Below are 26,021 nucleotides of genomic sequence, written 5' to 3'. Positions count from 1 at the left end.
ATGCCCCCCGTCTTCGCCCACGGCCGTCTGCGCCTCTATCTGCTGAAGCTGCTGGACGAGGCCCCGCGCCACGGGTATGAGGTGATCCGACTCCTGGAGGAGCGCTTCCAGGGCCTGTACGCGCCTTCAGCGGGCACCGTCTACCCGCGGCTCGCCAAGCTGGAGGCCGAAGGCCTGGTCACCCACACCACCGAGGGCGGCCGCAAGGTGTACGCGATCACGGACGCGGGCCGCGCCGAACTGGCCGACCGAAGCGGCGAACTGGCCGACCTGGAGCTGGAGATCCGCGAGTCGGTCGCGGAACTCGCTGCGGAGATCCGCGCCGACGTACGGGGCGCGGCCGGCGATCTGCGCCGCGAGATGCGAGCGGCGGCCTCGGAGGCCCGGCGCGGCACAAGAGGTACGGCGGGCACCACGGGCAAGTTCGGAGCTGGGGAAAGCGGCGGAGACACCGGAGCCGGCGGGAACTCCGGAGAATACGGGGGCTTCGGGGACTACCACGACAAGGAAGCGTGGCGGGTCGCGAAGGAGGAGATGCGGCGCGTCAAGCAGGAGTGGAAGGAACAGGCCCGGCGCGCGAAGGACGAGAGCCGGCGTGCCCGCGACGAGGCCCAGCGCGCACGGCGCCAGGCCAAGGAGGCCCAGGAGAAGGTCCGCGCCCAGGCCCAGGAAGAGATGCAGCGCATGGCCAAGCGGGTTCAGGACCAGGTCCAGGACCACTTCGCGCGCGGCGACTGGCCGACGGGGGTCCGCGAGGGCCTGACGGAACTCGCCAAGGAGTTCGGCGACTTCGGCAAGACCTTCGGAAAGGACTTCGCCAAGGACTTCGGCTCAGGCCGCACAGGACCGACGGAAACTCCCACCGACCACTCCGGTGCCCCGCGTGCCGCCGGTGCCTCGGGGGCCGCCGGGAAGCCCCAGGACCCCGGCTACACCTTCACCCCCGAGGACTTCCCCGCCGACTACGAACCCTCCTGGGCCCACGAGGACTCCACCGGCGACCCCGCCCGCGACCTCGACCGCCTCCTGGACCGCTTCCGCGACGACATCCGCGACGCGGCCCGCGACCACGGGGTGACGGAGGACCAACTCCGCTCGGCCCGCCGCCACTTGTCGACGGCGGCGGCCCATATCGGGGCGACGTTGCGCACCCAGAAAGACTGAGTCTCGCCATCGCGACACGGGGGGGGTGGGCGGGCCGGGGCAGAAGCGAGACGGAACCCCCATCCCCCGGTCTCAGCCACCCGCGGTCTCACCCACCCCGGTCCCGCCCACGCCACCTCACCCCGCCTTGGCCCCCCCACCGCCGTACAGGACCCGCGTCACCGTCTCGAACGTGACCCTGTGATCGGCGAGCACCTCCGCAAGCACACCGGGCCGAACGGTGAGAGCCATCAGCAGATGCTCGTCGCCGATATGCCGGTCATGACGGGCAAGCGCCACCCGAAGGGACTGCGTCAGCACCTCCTTGGCCCCCCGGGCGAACGGCCGGCGCCTGGACCACCGGGCCCCTCCACCGCTCATCCCTCCACTCCGCCGTCCCGCCCCCAACGCCCCGGCCCCATGCGCCTCTTCAACCCGGGAGACGATCTCCGAGACGTCGATCCCGAGCCCCGACAGCGCATCCGCATCGGCGCGGGAGAGTCCACCCCGCCGACGCGCCTCGGCAAGCGCCCGCTCCACCGCGTCACGACGCCCGGCCATCCCGAGCGACGCCAACGCGAACGACCCACGGCCGCCCTCCCGTTCCAGGAGGGCAAGCAGCAGATGCTCCTCGTCCACCGTCTCGGCACCTGCCCGTTCGGCGTGCCCGACCGCCCCCTCGACCACAGCCCGGGCATCCTTCGTGAACCGCTCGAACATCACTGCCTCCCGTACTTCTTGTGCACGGCCTGCCTGCTCACTCCGAGTTCCGCGGCGATCTCCTGCCACGACCAGCCCTGATTGCGCGCGCTGCGCACCTGTACCGCTTCCAACTGCTCCAGCAGCCTCCGCAGCGCGGAGACGGCCCGCAGCCCGATCCGCGGATCGCGGTCACCCGCACGCTCGGCGAGATCCGTTGCTTCGGTCATATCTGTCAACCTACATTGACACCTCGATGACGTCAACCACGATTGACAGCCCTTCCTGCCCGGACACGCAGACGGCGGGCTCGGGAAGATCCCGAACCCGCCGCCGAAAGCCCCGCGGCCCCCGCCCCGCTCCTCAGCCCCGCCCCCCAGCCGTGCGTCTCAGCCGCGCCTCAGCCCACCGCAAGCACGATTTTCCCGAACTGATCGCCCGCCGCCAGCCGCTCAAACCCTTCCCGGGCCCGATCGAGCGGAAGCACCTCGTCGATGACGGGGCGCACCCCCGTGGCGGCACAGAAGGACAACAGATCCTCCAGCTCGTCCTTGGTGCCCATCGTGGAGCCGACGACCTTGAGTTCGAGGAAGAAGATGCGGGTGAGCTCGGCGTGCGCGGGACGGTCGCCACTCGTGGCGCCGGAGATGACCAGAGTGCCGCCGGGCCGCAGCGACTTGACGCTGTGCGACCAGGTGGCCGCACCGACGGTTTCGATGACCGCGTCCACCCGCTGCGGCAGCCGCGCGCCGGATTCCAGCGCTTCCACGGCCCCCAGTTCGACGGCCCGCTTCCGCTTGGCCTCGTCACGGCTGGTGGCGAAGACCCGAAGCCCGGCGGCCTTGCCGAGCACGATCGCGGCGGTCGCCACGCCGCCGCCGGCCCCCTGAACGAGGACGGAGTCGCCAGGCCGTACCCCGGCGTTGGTGAAGAGCATGCGATACGCCGTCAGCCACGCGGTCGGCAGACAGGCGGCCTCCTCGAACGACAGTTCCCTGGGCTTCGGGATGACGTTCCATGTCGGGACGGAGACCTGTTCGGCGAACGTGCCCTGGTAGCGCTCGGTGAGGATGGAACGGGGTTCCTTGGGGCCGACCCCGTGCCCCGTCTGTCCGATGACGGAGTGCAGCACCACCTCGTTGCCGTCCTCGTCGACCCCGGACGCGTCGCACCCGAGGATCATCGGCAGCTTGTCCTCGGCGAGGCCGACTCCGCGGAGGGACCAAAGGTCATGGTGGTTCAGGGACGCGGCCCTGACGTTCACGGTGGTCCAGCCCGGCCGCTGTTCGGGGGCCGGCCGCTCCCCCAACTCCAGGCCATTGAGCGGGTGGTCACGGTCGATCCGGGCGGCGTAGGCAGCGAACATGACCTTGACGATAGGCTCCGCCCCCTCCCGACGGAACCATGTCCCCCTGTGACACGCATCCCGCCACCCCTACCCGTCCCGTCCCGTCCCGTCCCGTCCCGTCCCCCGGAGGCTGCGCCCCCAGGCCCCGCCAGGTAGTTCTTCGGCCGCGGGTGGGGGGGTGGTCGCGCAGTTCCCCGCGCCCTCGGGCGGGGCTTCGCCCCGAATGCCCGCCCACCCCGATGTGCTCGGCTGCGGGACGGTGGGGCTGCGCCCGGCCCAACCCCCGAGTAACCCCCGAGTAAGCCGGGGCAAGCCCGAGTAAGCCCGAGTGAGCGTGGGTGAGCGTGGGTGAGCCCGGGTACGAAAATGGCCCCGCCGGAGAAACTCCCGGCGAGGCCACAGGAACCGCGCGTAAGCGGTGAACCCTCCGCGTCAGCGGCGGGCGACACCCTCCGCCCGAGCAGCCGCGGCCACCGCCGCGGTAACCGCCGGCGCCACCCGCTCATCGAACGGCGACGGAATCACATAATCCGCGGCAAGGTCGTCCCCGACGACCGAAGCCAACGCCTCCGCCGCCGCGATCTTCATCCCCTCCGTGATCCGAGACGCCCGCACCTGAAGCGCCCCCGCGAAGATCCCGGGAAACGCCAGCACGTTGTTGATCTGGTTGGGGAAGTCCGACCGCCCGGTGGCGACCACGGCCGCGTACTTGTGGGCGATCTCGGGGTGCACCTCGGGATTCGGGTTGGCCATCGCGAAGACGAAGGCACCCTCCGCCATCGACGCCACCGCCGGCTCCGGCACCGTACCGCCGGAAACGCCGATGAAAACGTCCGCACCCGCGAGCGCCGACTCCAGCGAACCCGTGAGCCCCGCCTTGTTGGTGATCTCGGCGAGCTCCCGCTTGACCTCGGTCAGATCCTCCCGGTCCGCCGAGACGATCCCCTTGCGGTCGGCGACGGCGACGTCCCCGATTCCGGCCTTGAGGAGGAACTTGGCGATGGCCACCCCGGCCGCACCCGCGCCCGAGATCACCGCCCGCAGATCCGCCAGCGTCCGCCCGGTCAGCTTCGCGGCATTCCGCAGCGCCGCCAGCGTCACGACCGCGGTCCCGTGCTGGTCGTCGTGGAAGACGGGGATGTCCAGCCGTTCCTGAAGCTTCCGCTCGATCTCGAAGCACCGCGGCGCCGAGATGTCCTCCAGGTTGACGCCCCCGAACGAAGGAGCGAGCCGGACGACGGTCTCGACGATCTCGTCGACGCCGGTGCAGTCCAGCGCGATCGGCACGGCGTCCACCCCGCCGAACTGCTTGAACAGAATCGCCTTCCCCTCCATGACCGGAAGGGAAGCCTCGGGACCGATGTCCCCCAGCCCCAGAACAGCCGTCCCGTCCGTCACCACAGCGACGACGGACGACTTCCACGTGTAGTCGTAAACGAGCTCGGGCTGCTCGGCGATGGCGCTGCACACCTTCGCGACGCCGGGCGTGTACGCCAGGGACAGGTCGTCCTTGTCACGGATGGGCACGGTGGCCCGCACGGCCATCTTGCCGCCACGGTGCAGCGCGAACGCAGGGTCGAAGGAATCGAGGGGCTCGGCCCCGCCCTCCTGATCGGTACTGCTGTCGCTGCGAGGATTGACGATCTCCGCTGCCACTTTGTTTTACCCCTTAAGTCTTCATTGATTTGAGGGTGACCACTCCTGGTTGAGGGGTGGGCGGGCACCGCGTATGCCCAACCGCCGTGGTTGCGTACGGGCGGATACGCGACGGGCGCGCCGCACACGCGCCCTGAGCCCCGGATGAGGGGTGTAAAGAACCTTCTTACCGGACGGGCAGTGCCGAGGACGAGTACATAGTGCGAAGCTCACACTCCGATGACATGACTCATACCTGAATGTGTGGACAAGTCCCGGACATGACCTCAGAGCGCCGCACGTGCGGAGTAGCGGCAGCTCGCATCGTGAGATGCGCCGAAGATCCTCCGGCCGGAAGGGGAGATTCCCGCACAAGGTCCGGCCCTGATGGAGCCGTCCATGGTGGGTCGGGGGTCACCCGTTATCCGATTTTGACATAGCGGGTCCCCTGAAGTGCGTAGTCCGAATGGCAAGATGCCGTCATCACACGAGGTCGCGACACCCGATGGTGTGTGTTCTCGTCGACCCATCGGCAATTCCCTCACCCGCCGGAGGAACCCACCATGACCGCAAGCTCCACCCGTCGTACGACCGCCGCGCAGTCCCGGATAGCAGCGGTCGGTGCGATCGCGGTCGTCGGGGCCCTGGTCCTCACCGGCTGCGGTGACCAGACCGACAAGAGCAGCAACAGCTCGAACACGTCGTCCTCCTCGGCGCCGCTGGCCGCCAAACTCCCCTCGGACATCCGCAGTGCCGGTGTCATCAAAGTGGGCTCCGACATCGCATACCCGCCGGTCGAGTACATGGAGAGCGGCAAGGCCGTCGGCATCGACCCGGACATCGCAGACGCCCTCGGCAAGCAGCTGGGCGTGAAGGTGGACTTCCAGAACGGCAAGTTCGCGCAGCTCATCGTGGGCCTGCAGGCCAAGCGGTTCAACATGATCATGTCTGCGATGAACGACACCAAGGACCGCCAGAACGGCATCGACTCGGACACCGGCAAGAAGGTCGGCAACGGTGTCGACTTCGTCGACTACTTCACCGCCGGCACCTCGATCCTGGTCCAGAAGGGCAACCCCAAGGGCATCAAGTCCCTGGACGACCTCTGCGGCAAGGTCGTGGCGCTCCAGCAGGGCACCACCTCCGAGGGCATCGCCAAGACGCAGAGCACGAAGTGCAAGACGGATGGCAAGAAGGCCATCACGCTGCAGACGTTCGACACCGACCCCGAGGCGCTGCTCCGCCTCAAGCAGGGCGCGTCCGTCGCGGACCTGAACGACTTCCCGGTCGCGGCCTACAACGCGAAGACCTCGGGCGGCGGCAAAGACTTCGAGGTCGTTGGCGACCAGATCGAGGCCGGCCCGTACGGCATCGCCGTCAGCAAGGAGAGCACCCAGCTCCGGGATGCCCTCCAGGCTGCCATGAACGCCATCATCAAGAACGGCGAATACACGAAGATCCTGCAGAAGTGGAACGTCACGCAGGGCGCGGTGACCGAGTCGAAGATCAACGGCGGCTCCTGACCTTGCCTGACGGAACGCTGAAGGGCAGTCACCGTGACTGACACTCTCGACAAGGTCCCGGCACCGTCGGTGCCTCCGGAGCAGATCAAGGCCATCCCGGTGCGCCACTACGGCCGCTGGGTGGCCGGCGTGGCGGTCATCGCCGTCCTGGTACTGATCGGGATCGCGTTCTCCAACGCCAAGATCAACTACAGCATCATCCCCGACTACCTCACAGACGGCACGATCCTGTCCGGCGCCTGGCACACTCTGTACATCTCCGTGCTCGCGATGCTGCTCGGTCTCGTCCTGGGCGTGATTCTCGCGGTGATGCGGATGTCGGCGAACCCGGTCACCAGAACCGTGGGCTGGTTCTACGTCTGGTTCTTCCGCGGCACACCGGTCCTGGTCCAGCTCCTCCTCTGGTACAACATCTCGCTCGTGTTCCCCATCCTCAACCTGGGGTTCTACAAGAACGAGATGAACCAGGTGATGACCCCGCTGCTCACGGCTCTGCTGGGTCTCGGCCTGAACGAAGCCGCGTACATGTCGGAGATCGTCCGAGCCGGCATCCAGTCGGTGGACGAGGGACAGACGGAGGCCTCGCACGCGCTGGGCATGACACAGGGGCAGACGCTGCGCCGGGTCATCCTCCCGCAGGCGATGCGAGTGATCGTGCCGCCGACCGGCAACGAGTTCATCAACATGCTGAAGACCTCGTCGCTCGCCTACGTGGTCCAGTTCAACGAACTCATCAAGCGGGCCCAGGACATTTCCAGCACCTCGCTGGCGGTCGTCGAGATGTACTTCGTGGCGTCGATCTGGTACCTGATCCTGACCAGCGTGTTCAGCGTCTTCCAGTACTACCTGGAGCGCCGTTACGCCCGCGGTTCGTCGCGGAACCTGCCGCCGACCCCCCTGCAGCGCCTGAAGAAGAACCTCCGTCTGTTCGGTTCGTTCCGCCGCCCGGAGGTGGCCCGATGAGTGGCATCAGCAAGAGCCTCGGCAAGCCCACGAGCGGCCACCCGATGGTCAAGGCAGAGGGAGTGCACAAGTCCTTCGGTCTTGCGCACATCCTCAAGGGCATCGACCTGGAGGTGAACCCGCGCGAGGTGTTCTGCCTGATCGGCCCGTCCGGCTCCGGCAAGTCCACCTTCCTGCGGTGCATCAACCACCTGGAGAAGATCAGTGCCGGCCGGCTGTCCGTCGACGGTGAACTGGTCGGCTACCGGCAGAAGGGCGACCGGCTCTACGAGCTGAAGGAAAAGGAAGTGGCCGCCCAGCGGCGGGACATCGGCATGGTGTTCCAGCGCTTCAACCTCTTCCCGCACATGACGGCGCTGGAAAACGTCATGGAGGCGCCCCTCCAGGTCAAGCGCGAGTCCAAGGCCGTCGCCCGGGAGCGGGCGCAGCGACTGCTGGACCGCGTGGGCCTGGGCGACCGGACCGGCCACTACCCGGCCCAGCTCTCCGGTGGCCAGCAGCAGCGGGTCGCCATCGCTCGCGCGCTGGCGATGGAGCCGAAGCTGATGCTCTTCGACGAGCCGACCTCGGCCCTCGACCCGGAGCTCGTCGGCGAGGTCCTCGACGTGATGCGGGACCTCGCGGAGGACGGCATGACGATGGTCGTCGTCACCCACGAGATGGGCTTCGCCCGTGAGGTCGGCGATTCCCTGGTCTTCATGGACGACGGCGTGGTGGTCGAATCCGGCCATCCGCGTGACGTACTGACGAACCCTCAGCACGACCGCACGAAGTCGTTCCTGTCGAAGGTCCTGTAGGGAAACGAAGGTGCTGTGAAGAACGAAATGGGCCTGCCATGTCCTTCCGACATGGCTGGCCCATTTTCAGTAGCTGAAGGTATCCAAGAGCATCTGTTCAGCAGGCACGAGAACTCATGGACCCAGGAAGGGAATCAGCCCACCCAGCGGTTGTTCCACTTCCCGCCGTAGTACACCTGCCACCCTTCGTTCACCAACTCTGAACCCCGGGCGCAGAAGTCGGTCCGCTGGTTCCGCGCGTGACGGAGGGACCGTAATTGATGCCGGACCCGCCGAGTGCCGGCCTCAACCAGTCCCCCCGGGGCCTACTTCACCGCGAGCACCAGCGCGTCGGACGGCGAGCGCCACACCGGCCGGGCCTCCGCGAAGCCCTTTTCGCGCAGCACGCGCGCGTGCCAGTCGGCGGACGGGGTGTCGCCCTCGGCGTGCTCGCCGTAGATCTCGAAGCGGCGGGCGGTCGGGGCGGCGAGGGCGGGGTCCTGCGCGGCCAACTCCCACCATCCGGCCCAGTCGAGCACCCCGCTCGCCCTGGCCTGATCCATACGGGCGTGCCGCTGGGCGCGGTCGGCCGCGTTGATCCGGGGCGTGGACTCGTCGATCATGTGGTCGGCGTTCATGAAGACACCGCCGTCGCGGACGAGCTCCGCGACCTGACCGTAGAGGGCCGCGAGGGGTTCGCTGTGCAGCCAGTGGAGGGCGGTGGCGGTCAGTACGGCGTCGTACGAGTCGTACGGCAGCCGGGTCGCCCATCGCGGGTCCTTGAGGTCGGCGGTGACGAAGGAGACCCGGTCGTCGCCCGCGAAGGTGCCCTCGGCGATGGTGAGCAGCGCCGGGTCGAGGTCGACGCCGGTGCTGGTGGCCTTCGGGAAGCGGGCCAGCAGCCTGGCCGTGACGGTGCCGGTGCCGCAGGCGAGGTCGAGGACGCGCGGCTCGGGGCCGACCAGGGCCCCGACCATGTCGAGCATCACCCGGAAGCGTTCCTCACGGTCCGGCATGTACCACTCCTGCTGCCGGTCCCAGCTCTCCTGCCAAGCGTGCCAGTCGGTTCCGCCGGCGTGGGTCTCGTTGCTGTCGATTCCGGTCCCGACGGTCATGGAAGCCCCTTCTTCGTTCGTCTTCACTCGCCCGCGTAATACCCTGGAAGTGCAATCAGCCGTTACCTGACCGCACGCACGACGATAGAGCGCCCCCGTAAGGACTACAAGTGGAACTGGCCTATTACTCGGATTACGCGGTACGCCTCGTCAACACCGAGGAGCCGACCCGGGGCAAGGACTCGCTCACCTCGGTCGAGGCGGTCCGGGACCTCTTCGGAGGGAGCTCCTCGGCCGCCCGCCGCGCCACGGACGCGGACGTGACGCGCTTCCGCTCGGTACGAGCCCGGCTGCGCGCGGTCTTCGAAGCCGCGGACACGGGCGACGAGACCCTGGCGGTGGACCTGCTGAACTCCCTGCTCCTGGAATTCCCGGTGAGCCCGCAGATCTCCGGCCACGACTTCCGGGACGACGACGGGCGCCCGCTGTGGCACATGCACCTGGCGGACCACCCGTCGAACGCGACAGCGGGCTACGCGGCGATCGCCGCGATGGGTCTGGCGTTCCACCTGACGGAGTACGGCGTGGACCGCCTCGGCCTGTGCGAGGCGAGCCCGTGCCGCAACGCGTACCTGGACACGTCGACGAACCGCTCCCGGCGCTACTGCTCGGACCGCTGCGCGACCCGCGCCAATGTGGCCGCCTACCGGGCCCGCAAGCGCCTGGAGGCGGACCGGTCGGAGAGCACGGGCCTGGCGGCGCCGAGCGCCCAGCGCACGAGCGCGAGCGGCGACCGCTGACTCGACTGGTGGGGCCGATACCGGAACCGCACCTTCCCGAGGACGAGTTCCTCGGGCACGGTCCCGTAATCGGTACTGTCCCCGCCGGCGTAGGCGTTGTCACCGAGCACCCACCACCCCCCTTCCCTCCTCTCCGCCACCCGCTTCACGACCAGCAGGTCCTGCTGGAACGGATGACGCAGAACGACCACGTCACCGGGCCTGACCCGGGCCCCGTACTGCACGACGAGCCGATCCCCGTGCTGGAGCGTGGGCACCATCGAGGGCCCCGTCACCTCGGCGCCCCCGAACGGCAGCACGGCCCTCCCACGCTCGGTCTCCTGCGACAGCTCCGGCATCACCGGCACCTCCCCGGTCCATCCTCCACCAGTCCCAGTCTCACCCTGGACTTTTGTCCTAAGCCCATGGGGGCACTCGAGAAAAGACGTCTCCCACGGAGTAATGTCCCACCTGAGAAGACGATCACGAGGAAGGACAGCTCAATGCTCTCCCGCCTGTTTGCCCCCAAGGTCAAGGTCAGCGCGCACTGCGACCTGCCCTGCGGTGTGTACGACCCGGCCCAGGCCCGCATCGAGGCGGAGTCGGTGAAGGCCGTCCAAGAAAAGATGGCCGGCAACGACGACCCGCACTTCCAGGCCCGCGCCACCGTCATCAAGGAGCAGCGCGCCGAGCTCGCCAAGCACCACGTCTCGGTGCTGTGGAGCGACTACTTCAAGCCCCCGCACTTCGAGAAGTACCCGGAGCTGCACCAGCTGGTCAACGACGCCCTCAAGGCCCTCTCGGCCGCCAAGGCGTCCACGGACCCGGCCACGGGCCAGAAGGCGCTGGACTACATCGCCCAGATCGACAAGATCTTCTGGGAGACCAAGAAGGCCTGACGCAGGGCTCGTTACCAGTTCGCCACGACCGGCGAGCGGTGCACCCTCGCAGGTCAGCGAGCGTTCTGAAGGGGCTCGGCCGGACGTCCGGCTGGGCCTCTTCTGCGCCTCGAAACGCGAGACGGCGATCGACTCACCTCGAAGACGCCGCCCCTACGCCACCGCTCAGCGACGGCAGACCAGAATCCCGCCCAGGCAGGTGATCTCGAACACCCCATGCTGAGCGATGCGGTCGACCAGGATGGTGCGGGCCCGCTCGATCGTGGCCTCGAAGGGCACGTCATGCTGGTCCGCCCACGCCCGGTAGGAGGCCATGTGCGCGATGACCGGTTCGGCGGCGCGGACCGTGATGGTGCCGGGCAGTTCGATCGTCTCCACGCGGCCGAACTCCTCCCCCAGGTAGGCCGGGGCCTTCTCCAGAGAGAAGCGGGCACTTAGCGAGATACGGGCCGGGCCGCGTCCGGTGCCGAGGACATCACCCGCGGCCCGTTGCCACAGGTCGTCGAGTTCGGCCTTGTCCTGGTCGCTGTTGGTGGAGGCGATCACCAGCCCGTCACGGGCGACGACGCGGGACATCTCCCTGACCGTCTGAGGGATGTCGGGGACGTGGTACAGCATGTGCAGTGCCAAAGCGGCGTCGACGCTCTCCGTGGCCAGCGGCAGGCGGGTGGCGTCCGCCACGGCGACCGGGCCGGGGACACCGGCGAGGATGCCGGGAGCGATGTCCAAGCCCAGCAGGGCCAAATCGGGCCGGTCCTCGCGGAGCCGCTGGATGAACTTGCCGTTGCCGCAGCCGACATCGACCACACGCCCGCGCACGCCCCTCAGCTGCTCGGCGACAATACCGGGAAGGTCATAACGGGGCGCCTGCCACTGGTAGAGCGACTGGCGGGCGGCGAGATCCCGGTCGTTGCTGTAGGCGCTTCCGGCGAGGCGGCCCCGGTCGGTGACGGCGGCGGCGTGGGCGGCGGACAGTTCGGTCACGTCGGCAGCTCCGGAGGACGGGCGGCGGGTGAGGCCGCGAGGACGGCCGTGTGCTGGAGTCGTTCGCGCAGGTGTGCAGCCTGCGCGGCTCCACCGTACTGCGGCTCGCTCAGCTCCCGGCCCAGAGCGGTGAGCCGACGCACGATGCTGGCCGACATGCGCTCCGGCGCGGAGTCGAGGACGAAGCCGAGCATCGCCTCCGTGCCGTCCAGATCGCCCAGGAGCAGATGGCCGCGAGCGAGATCGACATGCGCGGCGAACAGGTCTCCCACCGACTGGTCGTCGTCCTCGGCGCTGCGGTAGAGCCGGATCGCGGTGTCCGCGCTGACGATGGCCTGCTGGATATGCTCCCGCCCACCCACCGCCAAGTGGCTAGTCCCGGCGTACGTGAACTGCTTGGCGGCAGGGAAAGCGAAGATGCCCGGCACCTCATCGGGACCCAGCATCGCGCCGCGAGAGCTCTCGGCATCCGCCAGCGCGGCCACCACACCCGCCCGGTCTCCGACTATGGCCAGCGCCCGCGCCTCCAGGCTCGCCAGCCGAGCCCCGATGCTCCCGCCCGCCCGGTGCTGACGACCTGCCTGTGCCAGCCGCGCCGCCTGCTCGTATCGTCCAGTCCAGTAGGCGATCAAGGACTCAACGGCTCGCACCCAGGCCAGCATCCCTTCATGGCCGGCAGCTTCGGCGCATGCCCGGGAAGTGCGAGCGTGTGTGGCTGCGGAGTCGTAGTCGCCCAGGTCCAGGCACACGTGAGCGGACAGGCCGCACAGGCGGGAGGCTGCGACGTACAGGTCGGTGGTCTGCCGGGGGTGCTGCCGTCCGCGCAACAGCTCGAACACCCCGTTCCGCAGTCGCTTGATCTCGACGTACAGCTCCAGCAGCGGGTGACTGACGTAGCTACGGGCGAGCCGAGCGATATCGGCCTCCAACTGCTCTACGACAAACTCGTCGGCGTTCCGCTGCGCGATGAACCGGGCGAACTCCGCCGAGTCCACGGCATCCACCGACACAGCCCCCACTGCGGTGCGCGGATGCGCCATGGGCTGCGCGGGCAGCGTCTGTTGCGCATCTGCCGGGCCGCCGCCGTTCCGTCGGCTCTTGCTGATCACAACCGCTCGGTCGAGTTCCCCTGCATCGACGCCGAACACCTGCGCCAGGTATTTCCGCGTGTACGGCACCGGGACGCGTACCTCGCGCTCGTAGCGCCCGATCTCCTTGCCCGTCTTGGTGGCACGCCCCTCCAGGGCGTTGTACTCGTCGGCCACCCGTTGCTGGGACCAGCCACGCTCGGTACGCAGCCTGATGAGCAGCGCACCGATCCCCGTGTCGCTCATCCCCTCTCCCTGCAGCACGTGAATTCTGGCCCCCATAGTGGCCCCTGGCATGGCCCCCGTGCTGGCTCCCGACCCAAACGAGCGACAGCGGTTGGCTGTTGGCCATGCCCAGCAGACTGCCCGGCGAGCCGGACACCCTCGCACCGGACCAAGCCCTCGACGGCGCCGTCGAGCACGAATCGATGCTCTTCGACCGACGCCGGACCACCCCAGGTGCCGCCCGCTCCTTCGTCGCCGAGACCCTTACCCAATGGGGCCGGACCGAACGCCTCGACGACATCCGGCTGTGCACCTCCGAACTCGCCACCAACGCCGTCCTCCACGGAGCCCCCGCAGGCGGTCAGGTCCTCGTACGCGTCGAACTGCACGCCGCCGTGCTGCGCATCGAGGTGCACGACGGCGGCAACGGCACACCCACCAAGCGAGAGGCACGGAGCACTGACGCCGATGGCCGCGGCCTACTCCTCGTATCCGCAGTGGCCGACCACTGGGGCGTGAAGGAACGCCATGGCCCCGGCAAGTGCGTCTGGGCCGCCTTCCACCACAGCGCGGTGCCCACATGCTGACGCCTGCCCACACCGAGTCCTTCAGGCCGTCCGCCGGCCTGATCGCCTCCCTGGCCACCACCACGTGGTTGGACACCACGCCGACCGGCGCCACTCTTTGCTGCCTCCTTCTGGTGCCCCAACCGCCGCGCAGCTTCTACGAGACGCCAGCCGTCATCGAGCAACGCATGCGCGCGGTCGCCGAGGCTCTGCGCCTCGGCCCCGCCACCGCGCCCCCGCCGGACATCGGGCCACGCCTGCGTCTGATCACCCCAACCGAGGTAGTCCTGCGCTTCGACGGCACCCCCTACCGCAAACGCATCCCCACCGGCCGCCCCTGGTCCCTTCTACTCGGCCAAGGAACCCCGGTGGCCCTCGTCCTGGGCCTCGACCCGCTCTCCCGCAGCGCCACACCAGCACAGATCGACACCTACCTGGACCGCGCCACGCTCCGCCAGCGACTCCTCTTCGGTCACACCCGAACCGAATGAACCCCAACCCATCCCAGGGGGACATCCCGTGACGCCCCACCCCGTCTCACCGAACACCGTCCTGGCCAACGCCCTCCACCACGCCGAGGACGTCCTGACCCCACGCATCCTGGCCACCCCGCCCGACAGGATCGTGCTGGTCGTCGGCACCCAGATCAACGGCGCCCCGCACATCGGTACCTCCCTCGTGCAGTCCCTGGCCTTCGCCATGGCCACCCGCCTGCGCGACCGCTTCGGCATCCCCACCGAAGTCCTGTTCAGCGCCCTGGACAATGCCCCCTACGAACTGACCACCGACCCGGCAAGCGGCCACCGCTACCAGCGCGCCTACGCCCAAGCCCTCGGCCACGAGGCCCTGACCGACCTCGTCACCGCCCTCTACCGACCCCTGTTCACCGCACTCTCCCGGCGCCTGGGCATCCCCTATCGGGTCGAGACCTACAGCCAGCAGCAGGCCGGCGAGCACTTCCGCCGCACCTGGCTGCGACTCCTGCCCCGCCTTGACGCCGCCCGCTGGTGGCTCGCTCCCTCCACCGGCACCCCACACCTGCGCGTCCCTTGCTCGCACCCCGGCTGCGGCTGGGCCGAGAAACACGCCGAACGCACCCGAGTCCACCTCCTCGACCGCGAGACCGCGCAAGTCGCTGCCGTATGCCTCCACCACGGTCCCTACCAGGCGACCATCACCCCAACAGCAGGCGCCTACCTCGACCTGGCCACCCTGTACCGCAACGCGATCAAGGAACTCGCTCTGTCCAACCCCCATGGGACCCTGCACGTCATGGTCAAGGGCGGCGACTGGGTCTTCGGCTCCCACCTCGTCGACGAAGCCCTCCATGCCGTCGGTCTCACCCGCGCCCAACTGCCCGCCCGATTGTTCTGCCCGCAGATCGTCACCGACACCGGCGCCAAGCTGTCCAAGTCGCTGATCCGCGAGAGCCGCGCTCCCTTGCCCGAGGGCACCGCCCACTGGATGCTCGACACCCGACAGTGGCCCGGCACCGTCGCGCAGTATGCCGAGCAAGTGCTGGCCATGACCGATACCTTCCTGTCCGACCCGCGCCACTTCTTCCGCTCGTATTCGGCCGCCGAGATCGGCCGCATGATGACTGCCCCAGCCACCAGGAGCGTTCCCGCACCATGACCGACGTCACCGCCCGCATCCGCGAACTCAATCTCTACCGCGAGTACTTCGACCTCGTCGCCGCGGGCACCAAGACCATCGAGGTGCGGGTGAAATACCCGCACCTCGCTGACCTCGCCGCCGGCGACACCATTCGCTTCCGCATCAAGGGCACCAATGAGACCTGCGATGTGAGGGTCCTGCGGGTCACCGAGTACTCCGCTTTCGAGGCCCTTCTCGACGGCGAGGGACCGGCGAACGTCAACCCGACCGCCACCCGCGAGCAGCAGCTCGCCAACATCCGCACTATCTACCCACCCGAGAAGGAAGCCCTCGGCGCCCTAGCCATCGAGATCCAACGCACTGCCGCATGATGCGACCTGAGCTGGAGGGCAGCTGCTGCCCTCCAGCTCCGGCTGCCCTGCGTACAGTGGCTCGGCCGCGAACGCACAAACACATGGCTTGCCAGGGGCGCCTGGGGCGCGGTGGCCCGTTGTGCTCGCGAAGCACTGGCCCAATCTACCCAAAGCGGCCGACGAAGGGACGTAACCGTGACTCAGCCGCAGACCGACCACCAGCCCAAAGCCCTACCTCCTGCCCTCGAATCCATGACCCTGCTGGTCGCCGCCGTCATCGTCCACGACAAGGCCACCAACCGCGTCGTCCTCCTCCAGCGCAGCCAGAACGCCAAATTCGCCCAGGGCATGTGGGACCTCCCCGTGGGCAAGAGCGAAGCCGGCGAGCCCATCACCGAGACCGCGGTGCGCGAGCTCTACGAGGAGACGGGTCTGACCGTGAAGCCCGAGTCCTTGAAGGTCGCCCACATCATCCACGGCGCCTGGGGTGTCGAAGCCCCCAACGGCTTCCTCACTGTCGTCTTCGTCGCCCACGAATGGACCTGTAAGCCCGAGAACCGCGAGCCACGCAAGCATGCCCAGGTCTGCTGGGTCGACATCGACACGATCCCCGAGGAATTCGTGGAGACCACCGCCAGCGCCCTTCACCGGTACCTCGCCGACGACCCGGGAGTCTCCCTCGACGGCTGGTGAAAGAGGCACCGATGCGACTCGACCGGTTCCCAGGGCAGGCCTCCCCAACTCGTACTCGACAACCAAGACCGGCCGCTGGCGTGTTTGGCTCACTCCCTGGCTGTGGCTACCTGGCCGCCAGCCAGGACAACGCGATGTGCCTGACCACAGCCATGCTCCGACTGCGCCAGGTTGTGAGAGCCCTACCTCGAAACGAGGCTTTTCAGACACCTTCTCGCCGGAATGCACGCGATGCAGACAAGTTCCGGAAAGCGTTCGCAAGGCAGCGAGCCATGCGATAGACACATGCCCGTTCAGGCTTGTAGCGATCGGATCAGAGGATGCGTGTGTCGAGCTCAGCCAAGCGGGGAGGCGCTGCAGCACTTACCGTCGTTGTAGCTGCTGCAAGCGGGGTCGTAACCAACGCTGCAACGAGCAGGCCCACTTGGGGCTGGTGCATAGCACTCGTGGTGCTCGTGATCGTAGGGGCCGGGCTTCAGCTGTATCTGACCTTGCGACCGAACCAGGATGGACACGTGCCCGTGGCAGCGCAGGGTGCCGGATCGGTGGCGATCGGTGGGTCATCGCGGGGCGAGAAGATAAAAACCCGGTCGAGCGGCACTGCATCGCCCTCTAGTACACCGAGTGGCGGAGTCATTGCCCAGGGCCCAGGATCGGTTGCCATCGGAGGAGACAATGAATCCTCTATCGAAACCGAGGCGTAAAGAGCACAGGGGTAAAGACAAATGCGCACCTCAAAGACCATAGCGAGCGCTACAGGAGCTGTAGCTGTCGGCAATGACAACAACGGCTATATCTTTACCGGACCAGTGACCTTTCAGAATGAGGTCGGTCACAGTAGAGCGTGGAATTCGCCTCATTCCCTGCCGCCTGAAATTCCCGACTTTACAGGCCGCAACCGAGAGATCTCCGAGATTGAAATCGGGATCTCCTCGGTAAACCGAATGGTCATACTGGTGACAGGTAAGCCTGGTGTCGGTAAAACGACACTAGCTCTACACGTAGCCTACAAGGTGGCCAGTCAGTACGAGGATGGCGCGCTCTATGCGGACCTCCGAGGGGTTGAGAGCAATCCAACACTCCCTGAGGAAATTATGGGTCGATTTCTCGCAGGGGTTGGGGTTGCTGAAGACGAGATCCCGGCGAGTAATGATGCAAGGCTGGACCGATATAGACGCGAGTTCGCCCGTCGCAAAGTAGTAATAATCCTGGACAACGCTGGCAGTGAAGCTCAGGTGCGCCCTCTTATTCCCCCAGGGGGCGAAGCCCTTGTGTTAGTCACTAGCAGGTCTAATCTGAGCGGCCTTGAGGCCGCCCATCACCTCTTCCTTGACATCTTTGATGACGACTCATCTCTGGCTTTCCTCCGCAAGACCGTCGGGGCTGAGGTTGTAGATGGTGATGTATCCAGTGCGCGCAAGGTCGGGACCCTCTGTGGCCATTTGCCGCTCGCTCTCCGGATTGCGGGAAATCGGTTGCGAACAGCAACGATGACCGATTTAGTGGAGGAGCTGACTGATCAGCGAAATCGACTGGGGGCCCTGGAAGCGGGCGACCTTGCAGTTCGCGCGGCCTTCAACCTGTCTTTTCGTAATTTAGGGAAGAGTACTAGAAACTCGCTAAAGAGACTTTCATTGGCGCCAGGAGGAGACTTCGGCGCCACTCTGTGTGCTGCGTTGAATGATTCAGACGAGCGAAGCGCAAAAAGTGTGCTCCGCAAGCTCTCTGAGGCGAATTTGATTGAGGCGTCCCCGCGCGCAGGTCGATACCGGCTTCACGACCTGATCAGGCTCTACGCCCAAGAGCAGTTCGAGCGCGACTCGCCCAAGAAGACCGCAGCTGCATCTTCTCGAATGCTTGACTGGTTGTCCTATTCTGCACTGAAGGCGAACCTCACCCTGAATGGCCAGATCGGAAGATTTGAATTCCCTTCTGTGCCCGTGGCTGAGATTGGTTCAATCGAGGAGGCAGCTGCCTGGATTGCAGACGAAGCTGCAAACGCCTCAGCAGCAATCGATTTGCTGCTGAGAGCTGGCGATACGGATAGAGCAAAGGCACTTGCCATCCAACTCTCTTTCGCTTGCGAAGTCGTTGGGGATTGGCAGGCGTGGGAGGATGTAGTGAATCGGGGAATCTCGATCACAGAATCGCACCCCGACCCATTATTCGACGTGCCGATACTCAGCTCCAGAGCGAATCTTCTGCGCTATCGGAGAGAGTTCCAGCCAGCTCTGGATTTGGCTTCAAAGATCTATCCCAGAGCGCAAGAGGCGCAGGACAAGATGCTCATTGCGAATGCCGCAAAACTTCTCGGCTGCCTACGCGTGGACGTTGGGGATGTAGCAGGGGCACAGCCGCTACTTGAAGAGAGCCTTTCACTAAGCAGAGAGCTTGGGCTGCGCCATGAAATGGGACAGGCTCTCTATAACCTGGGGACGGTACACCGGGCTTCCGGGCGCGCTCACGAGGCTATTGAACACTTCAAACAAGATCTAGAAATCTGCATCGAGGTTGGTGATGCGTCAGGTGCGGCCGAGACAATGAACACACTTGCACTAACCCATATGGAGATTGGCGAATTCTCCAAATCTGAGAGCTATCAGCGCGAAGCGCTAAAAATATTCGAGAGTGTCGGAAACCCTCACAAGGTGAGCATGGTCTGCAACGACCTTGCTATTAGCCTGAGACATCAGCATAAAGCGCAAGAAGCGCTTAGCCTACACCTTGAAGACATAGAGCGATCTCGCGCATGTGGAAATGTGTCCGGGGAAGCACTCGCGAAAGCGAACGCGGCAGTCCTGTTGGTGGAGCTCGACAGGGATGCGGAGGCTGAGCGACTTTTTGAGCAGGCCGTTTCGGTGCTCAGCGCTCTTGGGGATGAACTCCGGCTTGCTCGTACTCTGCTGGGACAAGTTCCGATGCTCTTCAAGGCAGGGAAGGCAGACCTTGCCCTGGATGCAGCCAACAAGGCAATCGAAGTCTTCCTCAGGCATGGGGAAGTGAGAGACGCGGTGAGCGCCCACGAGAACCTCTCACTTGCTTTTAAGGAAATAGACGAGAACGAGCGAGCTCTTTTCCATGCTGAAGAGGCTATGCGAATCGGAGATGGGGTTGTATCTCCCTATCTTCGGGGTGCTTCATGCCTTGCAGCAATGATTATATGTGACGATTTGGATCGTCCTGATCTCGTCGCAAAGTACGTAACTGAGTTACGTACAATCGCCGATAAGTACCCCGAGATGGTCTCGCACCTCCGGAAAGAATACGAGGGCGAAGGGTGGGCCGTCCCCGACGATTCGATTGGCGATGGAGCCGCTGAATAGGACTCGCCGGGACGCCTCATTCACGGCAAGCCCAAGCCAAGACTCATTCCCGAGAGTGCTCGCTCCTGACACGGTGGTGCGTGTCGGCCACCACTCACGGACCGCTGGACTTGGCCTACAGAGGCACAGGCGTCATGGGTCACAAGACCGAACACATGTGCCTGGACAGCCGAACCGTTCAAGTTCAGCGCACGCTGCCCTGCACGGCTTTCGGGGTGTGGATGGCGTCGCCGACACCGACCAGCCAGCCGCCGCACAGCTGAAGGCCACGCCGCTTTACGCACCGAGGTAACTGTCATCCCGCACGTCAGAGTTCCAGAGCGAACTGGCCAGCAGCCCTGCAGTCCGCACACAGTCCGCAAGACACCCAATCAAGACCGTCGCCCCCCATCACCACCCATCACCAAAAGGCCAGGTCAGCGGCCCACAGGGAAGATCCCCGCAGGTCACCGACCCGGCCCATTACTAGGAGACCAAGAAGGCCTGACCCTTGGTCATGCCGCTCGACCTGAGCCCTTCTTGGGTCGCGTGGTCTTCCTTTCCGCACCCGGTCCGCAGGCCGCCGAGAACGGCGTCCATGTCGGTCCGGGTGCGGTCTTCTTCGCCCGGCCACAGGTGCGCGTAGATCCGCAGTGTGATGACGGCGGACGCATGGCCGAGGACGAGCTGGACCTGCTTGACGCTCGCTCCGCCCCGGCAACCGGTCACCGCTACCAGCGCGCCTACGCCCAGGCCCTCGGCGAACAGGCCTTGACCGAACTCGTCGGCGCCCTCTGCCACGTTCACCGCCTTGCCCCGCCGTATGGGCATCCCGAACCGCGTCGAGACCTACGCCCAACAGCAGGCCGGCGAGCACTTTCGCCGCGCCTGGCTGCGGCTCCTCCCCCGCCTCGACGGAGCCCGCTGGCGGCTGGCCCCGTCCACCGGTACCCCGCGGCGATGGGGAGCTCCAGTCCTAGGCGTCTGACGCCACCATCCCGCGTCGGTCGTCGACTTCCTCGGCGCCCCGGAAGACGTCCCGGTCGACAGCACCACTACCCACAATCAAGTGGTTGGTGCTAGCTTCATTAGCACCATGTTGCTGCGTTTGGACAAGCGAGACACTCGCCCCCTGCACGAGCAGGTGGCAGGCGCCGTCCGCCGCGCCATTGCCGAAGGTGAATGCCGGCCGGGGGATCGTCTGCCGTCGGCACGTGACCTCTCCCAGGCGCTGGACGTCAATGTCAACACCGTCCTGCGGGGCCTGCGCAGCCTCCGGGACGATGGCCTGCTGGAGTTCCGCAGGGGCCGGGGAGTGACCGTGGCCGAGGGCGCCGACCAGCGGTCGGGTCTGCTGGACCGAGTCCATGCGCTGATGGCCGAGGCTGCACGCCTGGGCTACAGCAGGACCGAGCTCATCGAGATGATCAGGGGGATACCGTGAGCGACCGCACAAGGGCCGAACATGGGGCGCGCTGGGGCACCGTGGCATGGACGGCGGGCACCGCGGCTTTGATCGCCGCGCTGCCCTGGGCCGCGAGCGGACGGCTGCCGGACCGGCTGGCCACCCATTGGAGCCTTGGGCGGAGTACACCTGACAGCTCGATGCCCGTCTGGGCCGCGTCTCTCTTCCCGACCCTGATGTGGGTGGTGCTGGCAGCAGCCGTGGTCCTCGCGCTACAACGGGGCGGAGAAGCCGCACGTACGGCGTGGCGACCGTGGACCACCACCGCGCTGCTGTCCGGAGGCGTCCTGCTGTGCGGCGCTCAGGCGTCTGTCGTCCGTTCCAACCTCGACCGTACGGACTGGCATCAGGCGCATCAACCGACCCCGTGGCTTATTGCCACCCTCGTGGCGACGGTTGTCGCAGGAGTCGCCGGATGGCTGGTGAGCACGCGCGGACGGACCGCTACCACTACCGCTACCGTCGGACCTGACCGTCGTGAAGAACCGGCCCTGGAGATCCCCGAGGGGCAGCGTCTGGTGTGGTTCTCCCGCACCGCCAACCCCTGGCTACAGCTGCTGGCGGCCGCAACCGGCCTGGTCGCCATTGCCGCGGTCGTCGCCCTTGTCAGTGGCCTTGCCGCCCCCGGCCCGTTGTGGGCACTGTTCACCCCGTTCACGCTCGCATCCCTCGCACTGGCCGGCTGCACGGCGGTGCAGGCGCGCGTGTCGGAGCAGGGCCTGGAAGTGGCGTTCGGCCCGCTCGGCTGGCCGGTGCGGCACTGGCCGACTGCGGACATCGAATCCGCCCGCGCCGAGAACCGCACACCCGCACAGGTCGGCGGCTGGGGTTACCGACTCAGCGGCCTCGGCACCACGGTCATGCTGCGCAGCGGAGAATGTCTCGTCATCCGCACGCGGGACAAGGGAAAGGAATTCGCCGTCAGTGTCGACGACGCCGAGCGCGGCGCGGCTCTGCTGAACGCACTGAACACACCTCAGCCTGGCTGAACAACTGCCGTCAAGATTACGGGCGTACCGACCCACTACGACTGGCTACCTCACTGTGTGCAAGGGCACCAAGGACACGACCTCCTGCGCACCGTGGCAGAGCGTCTCCGGCCGCTCGCCCGGCCACAGGGGCCACGTACGACAGTGGCACCTTCGCTGTCAGTGGCCCGTGCCATCCTGATGACATGACCGTGGAGGATCTGGTCCGGCTACGCCGGGCACGCGACCAAATGGACCGCGAGTACGCGGAGCCACTGGACGTCGCCGCGCTCGCGCGCACCGCGCTGATGTCGCCCGGGCACTTCCAGCGCAGTTTCCGCGCGGCGTACGGGGAGACGCCGTACAGCTATCTGATGACCCGCCGCATAGAGCGGGCCAAGGCCCTCCTGCGCCGCGGCGATCTGACGGTCACGGAGGTCTGCCTCGCCGTGGGCTGTACGTCGCTCGGTTCGTTCAGCTCCCGCTTCACGGAGCTCGTCGGCGAGACCCCGAGCGCGTACCGGGCCCGCCCGCACGACCACGGGGCCCCGATCCCGCCCTGCGTGGCCCAGCGCCTCACCCGCCCGGCCCGCCGCCGCAATCCGGAAGCGGAACCGGGCTCGCGCCTCTAAGTTGAAGACCATGGACCTGAAACTCTCCCAGTGCTTCATCGCCGTGGACGACCACGACAAGGCGCTCGCGTTCTATCGGGACGTCCTGGGCCTGGAGGTCCACAACGACGTCGCGTTCGAGGGAATGCGCTGGGTGACGGTTGCCTCCCCGCTCCAGCCGGACGTGGAGATCGTCCTGGAGCCCCCGGACGCGAGCCCGGACGCCTCTCCCGCCGACAAGCAGGCCATGGCCGAGCTCCTCGCCAAGGGCGTGCTGCGCGGCGTCATCTTCTCCACCGCCGACTGCGACGCCCTCTACGAGCGCGTCCGTGCCTACGGCGCCGAAGTCCTCCAGGAACCGATGGACCAGCCGTACGGCGTCCGCGACTGCGCCTTCCGCGACCCGGCGGGCAACCTCCTCCGCTTCAAAGAACGCCCACGTGCCTGACCCCGGCTACCGTCACGTCGGCCCCGCCGACCTCTTCACCACCGGCTCCGCCGGACACGCCGGACACGCCGTCCCACCGTCCCGAAACACTGCGAGCCCGGAACGTCCTGCCGGCCCCGCACGTCCGAGGAGTCACCCATGACGTCCGCGCGCCCCCGCGTCCTCTACGTCAGTGACCTGGCCTATCCGGCCAAGGGGCGGCGGTACTGCGACGAGGACATCTTCCTCACCTCCCGGCTGCGCGAGGAGTTCGACGTCGCCGTGTGTCACCCCCTCGACGCGGCCGCGCTGATGGACGGCTTCGACGTCGTGGTCGTACGGAACAGCGGGCCGGTGCTGCACTACCAGGCGGAGTACGACGCGTTCCGCGAGCGGGCGGTCACGGACGGCGTACGTGTGTACAACCAACTGTCGGGCAAGGGGGACATGGCGGGGAAGGGGTACCTGCTGGAGCTGACCGCGGCCGGCTACCCGGTCATCCCCACCGTCGACCGCGCCGCCGATCTGAACCGGTTGCCGGAGGTCGACACATACGTCGTGAAACCGAAGCTGGGGGCGGACTCCATCGGCCTGGAGTTCGTACCGCGCGACCGACTGACCGAACTGTCGTACGACAACCTCCTCGTCCAGCCGCGCATCGACTTCCGCTACGAGGTGTCCTTCTACTTCGTCGACCGCACCTTCCAGTACGCCCTCTACGCGCCCCGCCCGGACGAACGGTGGGCCCTGGAGCCGTACGAACCGAGCGACGAGGACCGGACATTCGCGCAGCGCTTCGTCGACTGGAACGACATCGCGTACGGCATCCAGCGCGTCGACGCCTGCCGGGCCCCTGGCGGCGAGCTGCTCCTCGTAGAGCTGGAGGACCTCAACCCGTATCTGTCCCTGGATGTCCTCTCCCCCGACACGCGGAACACCTTCGTCGCGCGCGTGACAACGTCGTTGCGCGGACTGATCGGGCAGGAGACGGTGCGAGCCGTAGACGGCGTCTGACAGAGAGCGGGAAACGACCCATGGCCGAAACCATCCGGTGGACCTACGCCTTCATCGACCGGCCCAGGAAGGACTTCGCCCGGGCCTGCGACTTCTGGACCGCCGTCACAGGCACGAAGCCGTCCGCACCGCGCGGCGACCAGGACGAGTTCGTCACCCTGTTGCCGGACGGAACGGACCCCTGTCTGAAGGCGCAGGGCATCGACACGGGCGAGGGCGGCGCACATCTCGACCTCGCCGTCGAGGACGTACCGGCGCTGGTGGAGTCGGCCCGGCGGCTCGGCGCCGAGGTCGTCGCCGACCACGACGACGAGGGGTGGGCCGTGCTGCGCTCCCCCGGCGGCCAGTTGTTCTGCGCGGTCGGCCGGCACGGCGAGTCGGCACGGCCACCCGTGATCCAGGGACCGACCGGCGCCACCAGCCGTCTCGACCAGGTGTGCGTCGACGTGCCACCCGCCCGCTACGAGGCCGAAGTCGCCTTCTGGAGCGCCCTCACCGGATGGGAGTCCCGCCCCGGGGCGCTCCCGGAGTTCCACCTGGTCAAACCGCCCGCCGGGCTGCCCGTCCGCATCCTCCTGCAACGCCTCGGCACGGCCGGCCCCGCTTCCGCACACCTCGACCTCGCCTGCTCGGACATCGAAGCGGTCCGCGCCCACCACGAAGGCCTCGGCGCCACGGCCGTCAGCCGCGGGGCGCGCTGGATCGTCATGCGGGACCCGGTCGGCGGCACGTACTGCCTGACGGGCCGCGACCCGGAAACGGGCGGTCTCCCGGCCCAGGCGGAACTCCTCGCCCCCGGGCCGCACGGCCCTTCGGGACCCGGTGCCTCGGTGAGCAGTGGATGAAGCCCTCCTCCTGGAGGCTGCGTCCCCTCAGGATTCGTCCGCGACGGACTCCTCGGGATGGTCCCGGGGGTGGACCTGGCGGACCTGGTGGGTCTGGTGCCCTCGGCCGGCCCTGGCCCCGGACGGGTCGGCGTACGCCTCGCACTTCGGGTTCCGGCATGGCCCGGGGCCCCAGACGGGGACGAACGCGCCCAGCGTCTTGTGGCGCCGTACGACCGTGGCGACCGGCTGCTTGCAGACGGGGCAGACATGCTCATCGGTGCCCATGTCTTCAGGGTAGGGCGGGAGAGGGCTCAGCGCTTCCGCTCTACGCCGGAGACCCGCTACGGACGTCGGGACTGCCAGGAAGACTGTCAGGACACCCCGAACTGCGGTTCGCGCCACATCGGCCACATCCGCGGGCCGTCCGGCAGGTCGAGGGGGGCGCCGGTGAGGTCGAAGCCGAGACGCTCGTACAGCTTGCGGCTGTCGGCGTTGCTCGCCTCCAGATAGGCGGGCACGCCCTCGCGGTCGCAGCGGTCGAGGACCGACCGGACGAGCGCGGTGCCCAGGCCCTCGCCCTGCCGCTCCGGCGCCACGCCGATCATCCACAGGTACTCGTGGGCGCGGCCGACGGGATGGATCCCGGCGGTCAGCCGGCCGATCAGCTCGACGCGTTCGTTGTCGGGGCCGACGGCCTCGCGCAGCCGTACGGAACCGTCGTCCTCGTCCTCGGCGTGGTCGGCGTGGTCGGCGTCGGCGGGCACGGACAGCCACAGTGCGCAGGCCGTGCCGTCCTCCGTGACGTCGATGCGGCCCTCGGCGAGCACGATGTCGACGAACACCCCCATCAACAAAGGGTGCCTGCTACGACGGCGCGCCGCGTCCGGAAAGACCCAACCGCTCACCGGGTCGTCCTGGAACGCCTCGTCGAGCAGCCGGGTGACCAGCTCGCGATCGTCCTCGCCCGCCGTCCGGATCGCCACGTCCATATCCCGCCCCTTCGCTTCAACTTCCCTTGATCGTAAGGCCATTGCAGCCCAGGCCCTGCCGCGGGGGCCCGG

At 67.3% G+C, this 26,021-nt stretch carries 29 protein-coding genes and 1 pseudogene; 19 read left to right on the top strand and 11 right to left on the bottom strand.

Translation table 11 applies throughout. From position 1 onward, the window contains the following. A complete protein-coding gene (locus OG747_RS29580) occupies positions 1–1,164 on the top strand; it encodes a helix-turn-helix transcriptional regulator (protein WP_405882422.1) in 1,164 nt (387 codons plus the stop codon). A 117-nt stretch (positions 1,165–1,281) separates the two neighbouring features. On the opposite strand, the gene OG747_RS29575 is transcribed toward OG747_RS29580, so the two are convergent. From OG747_RS29575 to OG747_RS29560, 4 genes are all read right to left on the bottom strand, one after another. Next, a complete protein-coding gene (locus OG747_RS29575; RefSeq protein WP_405882421.1) occupies positions 1,282–1,863 on the bottom strand; it encodes a Clp protease N-terminal domain-containing protein in 582 nt (193 codons plus the stop codon). Next, on the bottom strand, positions 1,863–2,072 hold the full coding sequence (locus OG747_RS29570; RefSeq protein ID WP_010984411.1) for a helix-turn-helix domain-containing protein: 210 nt from the start codon (positions 2,070–2,072) through the stop codon (positions 1,863–1,865). Before OG747_RS29570 ends, OG747_RS29575 begins: the two co-directional genes overlap by 1 nt. A 170-nt stretch (positions 2,073–2,242) precedes the next feature. Next, complete coding sequence (locus OG747_RS29565) at positions 2,243–3,208, bottom strand: zinc-binding dehydrogenase (protein ID WP_405882420.1); 966 nt, start codon at positions 3,206–3,208, stop codon at positions 2,243–2,245. A 414-nt stretch (positions 3,209–3,622) separates the two neighbouring features. Further along, complete coding sequence (locus tag OG747_RS29560) at positions 3,623–4,846, bottom strand: NADP-dependent malic enzyme (protein ID WP_405882419.1); 1,224 nt, start codon at positions 4,844–4,846, stop codon at positions 3,623–3,625. Positions 4,847–5,388: 542 nt separating this feature from the next. Here OG747_RS29560 and OG747_RS29555 point away from each other — a divergent pair. The 3 genes from OG747_RS29555 to OG747_RS29545 are packed head-to-tail and all read left to right on the top strand — an operon-like array spanning position 5,389 to position 8,108. Continuing rightward, positions 5,389–6,348 (top strand): ABC transporter substrate-binding protein, encoded by a 960-nt coding sequence (locus OG747_RS29555; protein ID WP_405882418.1) that lies wholly within the window; start codon positions 5,389–5,391, stop codon positions 6,346–6,348. Positions 6,349–6,381: 33 nt separating this feature from the next. Continuing rightward, positions 6,382–7,311, top strand: a complete 930-nt coding sequence (locus tag OG747_RS29550) for an amino acid ABC transporter permease (protein WP_405882417.1) — start codon at positions 6,382–6,384, stop codon at positions 7,309–7,311. Then, the gene (locus tag OG747_RS29545; RefSeq protein WP_405882416.1) at positions 7,308–8,108 is read left to right on the top strand and encodes an amino acid ABC transporter ATP-binding protein; all 801 of its coding nucleotides are present in this window, start codon (positions 7,308–7,310) and stop codon (positions 8,106–8,108) included. The genes OG747_RS29550 and OG747_RS29545 overlap by 4 nt, the downstream gene beginning before the upstream one ends. A 305-nt stretch (positions 8,109–8,413) precedes the next feature. Here OG747_RS29545 and OG747_RS29540 read toward each other — a convergent pair whose 3' ends face one another. After that, on the bottom strand, positions 8,414–9,202 hold the full coding sequence (locus OG747_RS29540; RefSeq protein WP_405882415.1) for a class I SAM-dependent methyltransferase: 789 nt from the start codon (positions 9,200–9,202) through the stop codon (positions 8,414–8,416). Positions 9,203–9,312: 110 nt separating this feature from the next. Between OG747_RS29540 and OG747_RS29535 the strand changes: the two genes are divergently transcribed. After that, positions 9,313–9,942 carry a CGNR zinc finger domain-containing protein gene (locus tag OG747_RS29535; protein ID WP_405882414.1) on the top strand — a complete coding sequence of 210 codons (630 nt, stop codon included), beginning with the start codon at positions 9,313–9,315 and terminating at the stop codon, positions 9,940–9,942. On the opposite strand, the gene sodX is transcribed toward OG747_RS29535, so the two are convergent. Further along, a complete protein-coding gene (sodX, locus tag OG747_RS29530) occupies positions 9,846–10,280 on the bottom strand; it encodes a nickel-type superoxide dismutase maturation protease (RefSeq protein WP_405882413.1) in 435 nt (144 codons plus the stop codon). The two genes, OG747_RS29535 and sodX, sit on opposite strands and share 97 nt — an antisense overlap. A gap of 144 nt (positions 10,281–10,424) precedes the next feature. Here sodX and sodN point away from each other — a divergent pair, with 144 nt between their 5' ends. Beyond that, positions 10,425–10,820: a superoxide dismutase, Ni gene (gene sodN / locus OG747_RS29525; protein ID WP_023546844.1), complete on the top strand. Its 396-nt coding sequence runs from the start codon at positions 10,425–10,427 to the stop codon at positions 10,818–10,820. Between the two features lie 165 nt (positions 10,821–10,985). Here sodN and OG747_RS29520 read toward each other — a convergent pair whose 3' ends face one another. Together OG747_RS29520 and OG747_RS29515 are read right to left on the bottom strand one after the other, a co-directional pair. Next, entirely contained in the window at positions 10,986–11,804 is an 819-nt protein-coding gene (locus OG747_RS29520) for a class I SAM-dependent methyltransferase (protein WP_405882412.1), read from the bottom strand. After that, positions 11,801–13,138 carry a helix-turn-helix transcriptional regulator gene (locus OG747_RS29515; protein WP_405882411.1) on the bottom strand — a complete coding sequence of 446 codons (1,338 nt, stop codon included), beginning with the start codon at positions 13,136–13,138 and terminating at the stop codon, positions 11,801–11,803. Before OG747_RS29515 ends, OG747_RS29520 begins: the two co-directional genes overlap by 4 nt. Before the next feature lie 104 nt (positions 13,139–13,242). Between OG747_RS29515 and OG747_RS29510 the strand changes: the two genes are divergently transcribed. The 6 genes from OG747_RS29510 (at position 13,243) to OG747_RS29485 (ending at position 19,669) form a co-directional block, all read left to right on the top strand. Next, positions 13,243–13,704, top strand: coding sequence for an ATP-binding protein (locus OG747_RS29510; protein ID WP_405882410.1), 462 nt, complete (start codon positions 13,243–13,245; stop codon positions 13,702–13,704). Beyond that, entirely contained in the window at positions 13,698–14,174 is a 477-nt protein-coding gene (locus OG747_RS29505) for a hypothetical protein (RefSeq protein ID WP_405882409.1), read from the top strand. Before OG747_RS29510 ends, OG747_RS29505 begins: the two co-directional genes overlap by 7 nt. Before the next feature lie 28 nt (positions 14,175–14,202). Then, complete coding sequence (locus tag OG747_RS29500) at positions 14,203–15,318, top strand: hypothetical protein (RefSeq protein WP_405882408.1); 1,116 nt, start codon at positions 14,203–14,205, stop codon at positions 15,316–15,318. Continuing rightward, on the top strand, positions 15,315–15,671 hold the full coding sequence (locus OG747_RS29495; protein ID WP_405882407.1) for an ASCH domain-containing protein: 357 nt from the start codon (positions 15,315–15,317) through the stop codon (positions 15,669–15,671). The genes OG747_RS29500 and OG747_RS29495 overlap by 4 nt, the downstream gene beginning before the upstream one ends. Positions 15,672–15,905: 234 nt before the next feature. After that, entirely contained in the window at positions 15,906–16,346 is a 441-nt protein-coding gene (locus tag OG747_RS29490; protein ID WP_405885741.1) for an NUDIX domain-containing protein, read from the top strand. Positions 16,347–17,071: 725 nt separating this feature from the next. Then, the gene (locus OG747_RS29485; RefSeq protein ID WP_405882406.1) at positions 17,072–19,669 is read left to right on the top strand and encodes an ATP-binding protein; all 2,598 of its coding nucleotides are present in this window, start codon (positions 17,072–17,074) and stop codon (positions 19,667–19,669) included. A gap of 465 nt (positions 19,670–20,134) precedes the next feature. Here the strand turns inward: OG747_RS29485 and OG747_RS29480 are convergent. After that, a pseudogene (locus OG747_RS29480) lies at positions 20,135–20,362 on the bottom strand (hypothetical protein); the annotation flags it as partial. 97 nt (positions 20,363–20,459) lie between these two features. Between OG747_RS29480 and OG747_RS29475 the strand changes: the two are divergent. The 7 genes from OG747_RS29475 to OG747_RS29445 all read left to right on the top strand — a co-directional run bounded on the left by OG747_RS29475 (position 20,460) and on the right by OG747_RS29445 (position 24,978). Next, the gene (locus tag OG747_RS29475; protein ID WP_405882405.1) at positions 20,460–20,636 is read left to right on the top strand and encodes a hypothetical protein; all 177 of its coding nucleotides are present in this window, start codon (positions 20,460–20,462) and stop codon (positions 20,634–20,636) included. Between the two features lie 108 nt (positions 20,637–20,744). Next, positions 20,745–21,092, top strand: coding sequence for a GntR family transcriptional regulator (locus OG747_RS29470; RefSeq protein ID WP_405882404.1), 348 nt, complete (start codon positions 20,745–20,747; stop codon positions 21,090–21,092). Continuing rightward, on the top strand, positions 21,089–22,102 hold the full coding sequence (locus tag OG747_RS29465; RefSeq protein WP_405882403.1) for a DUF1648 domain-containing protein: 1,014 nt from the start codon (positions 21,089–21,091) through the stop codon (positions 22,100–22,102). Before OG747_RS29470 ends, OG747_RS29465 begins: the two co-directional genes overlap by 4 nt. 185 nt (positions 22,103–22,287) lie before the next feature. Then, positions 22,288–22,713: a helix-turn-helix transcriptional regulator gene (locus OG747_RS29460; protein WP_405882402.1), complete on the top strand. Its 426-nt coding sequence runs from the start codon at positions 22,288–22,290 to the stop codon at positions 22,711–22,713. Positions 22,714–22,723: 10 nt separating this feature from the next. Further along, positions 22,724–23,140, top strand: coding sequence for a VOC family protein (locus OG747_RS29455; RefSeq protein ID WP_405882401.1), 417 nt, complete (start codon positions 22,724–22,726; stop codon positions 23,138–23,140). A 138-nt stretch (positions 23,141–23,278) separates the two neighbouring features. Continuing rightward, on the top strand, positions 23,279–24,133 hold the full coding sequence (locus OG747_RS29450; protein WP_405882400.1) for a hypothetical protein: 855 nt from the start codon (positions 23,279–23,281) through the stop codon (positions 24,131–24,133). 20 nt (positions 24,134–24,153) lie between these two features. Continuing rightward, the gene (locus tag OG747_RS29445; RefSeq protein WP_405882399.1) at positions 24,154–24,978 is read left to right on the top strand and encodes a VOC family protein; all 825 of its coding nucleotides are present in this window, start codon (positions 24,154–24,156) and stop codon (positions 24,976–24,978) included. A gap of 27 nt (positions 24,979–25,005) precedes the next feature. Here OG747_RS29445 and OG747_RS29440 read toward each other — a convergent pair whose 3' ends face one another. Together OG747_RS29440 and OG747_RS29435 are read right to left on the bottom strand one after the other, a co-directional pair. After that, the gene (locus OG747_RS29440; RefSeq protein ID WP_405882398.1) at positions 25,006–25,245 is read right to left on the bottom strand and encodes a hypothetical protein; all 240 of its coding nucleotides are present in this window, start codon (positions 25,243–25,245) and stop codon (positions 25,006–25,008) included. 86 nt (positions 25,246–25,331) lie between these two features. Continuing rightward, entirely contained in the window at positions 25,332–25,949 is a 618-nt protein-coding gene (locus tag OG747_RS29435; protein WP_405882397.1) for a GNAT family N-acetyltransferase, read from the bottom strand. Between the last annotated feature and the right edge of the window lie 72 nt (positions 25,950–26,021).

Source organism: Streptomyces sp. NBC_01384 (assembly GCF_045040035.1).
GTDB lineage: Bacteria > Actinomycetota > Actinomycetes > Streptomycetales > Streptomycetaceae > Streptomyces.
The sequence above is the reverse complement of the archived record's forward strand: the minus strand, read 5'-3'. Positions and strand labels throughout refer to the sequence as shown.

What these genes read in the sequence shown, in the direction of transcription:
- OG747_RS29540 (WP_405882415.1), bottom strand. Translation starts at nt 9,202, where the DNA reads ATGACCGTCGGGACCGGAATCGACAGCAACGAGACCCACGCCGGCGGA.
- OG747_RS29445 (WP_405882399.1), top strand. Translation starts at nt 24,154, where the DNA reads ATGGCCGAAACCATCCGGTGGACCTACGCCTTCATCGACCGGCCCAGG.
- OG747_RS29505 (WP_405882409.1), top strand. Translation starts at nt 13,698, where the DNA reads ATGCTGACGCCTGCCCACACCGAGTCCTTCAGGCCGTCCGCCGGCCTG.
- OG747_RS29570 (WP_010984411.1), bottom strand. Translation starts at nt 2,072, where the DNA reads ATGACCGAAGCAACGGATCTCGCCGAGCGTGCGGGTGACCGCGATCCG.
- OG747_RS29470 (WP_405882404.1), top strand. Translation starts at nt 20,745, where the DNA reads ATGTTGCTGCGTTTGGACAAGCGAGACACTCGCCCCCTGCACGAGCAG.
- OG747_RS29460 (WP_405882402.1), top strand. Translation starts at nt 22,288, where the DNA reads ATGACCGTGGAGGATCTGGTCCGGCTACGCCGGGCACGCGACCAAATG.
- OG747_RS29580 (WP_405882422.1), top strand. Translation starts at nt 1, where the DNA reads ATGCCCCCCGTCTTCGCCCACGGCCGTCTGCGCCTCTATCTGCTGAAG.
- OG747_RS29495 (WP_405882407.1), top strand. Translation starts at nt 15,315, where the DNA reads ATGACCGACGTCACCGCCCGCATCCGCGAACTCAATCTCTACCGCGAG.
- OG747_RS29510 (WP_405882410.1), top strand. Translation starts at nt 13,243, where the DNA reads ATGCCCAGCAGACTGCCCGGCGAGCCGGACACCCTCGCACCGGACCAA.
- sodN (WP_023546844.1), top strand. Translation starts at nt 10,425, where the DNA reads ATGCTCTCCCGCCTGTTTGCCCCCAAGGTCAAGGTCAGCGCGCACTGC.
- OG747_RS29575 (WP_405882421.1), bottom strand. Translation starts at nt 1,863, where the DNA reads ATGTTCGAGCGGTTCACGAAGGATGCCCGGGCTGTGGTCGAGGGGGCG.
- OG747_RS29485 (WP_405882406.1), top strand. Translation starts at nt 17,072, where the DNA reads ATGCGCACCTCAAAGACCATAGCGAGCGCTACAGGAGCTGTAGCTGTC.
- sodX (WP_405882413.1), bottom strand. Translation starts at nt 10,280, where the DNA reads ATGCCGGAGCTGTCGCAGGAGACCGAGCGTGGGAGGGCCGTGCTGCCG.
- OG747_RS29435 (WP_405882397.1), bottom strand. Translation starts at nt 25,949, where the DNA reads ATGGACGTGGCGATCCGGACGGCGGGCGAGGACGATCGCGAGCTGGTC.
- OG747_RS29555 (WP_405882418.1), top strand. Translation starts at nt 5,389, where the DNA reads ATGACCGCAAGCTCCACCCGTCGTACGACCGCCGCGCAGTCCCGGATA.
- OG747_RS29490 (WP_405885741.1), top strand. Translation starts at nt 15,906, where the DNA reads ATGACCCTGCTGGTCGCCGCCGTCATCGTCCACGACAAGGCCACCAAC.
- OG747_RS29545 (WP_405882416.1), top strand. Translation starts at nt 7,308, where the DNA reads ATGAGTGGCATCAGCAAGAGCCTCGGCAAGCCCACGAGCGGCCACCCG.
- OG747_RS29450 (WP_405882400.1), top strand. Translation starts at nt 23,279, where the DNA reads ATGACGTCCGCGCGCCCCCGCGTCCTCTACGTCAGTGACCTGGCCTAT.
- OG747_RS29515 (WP_405882411.1), bottom strand. Translation starts at nt 13,138, where the DNA reads ATGAGCGACACGGGGATCGGTGCGCTGCTCATCAGGCTGCGTACCGAG.
- OG747_RS29565 (WP_405882420.1), bottom strand. Translation starts at nt 3,208, where the DNA reads ATGTTCGCTGCCTACGCCGCCCGGATCGACCGTGACCACCCGCTCAAT.
- OG747_RS29455 (WP_405882401.1), top strand. Translation starts at nt 22,724, where the DNA reads ATGGACCTGAAACTCTCCCAGTGCTTCATCGCCGTGGACGACCACGAC.
- OG747_RS29440 (WP_405882398.1), bottom strand. Translation starts at nt 25,245, where the DNA reads ATGGGCACCGATGAGCATGTCTGCCCCGTCTGCAAGCAGCCGGTCGCC.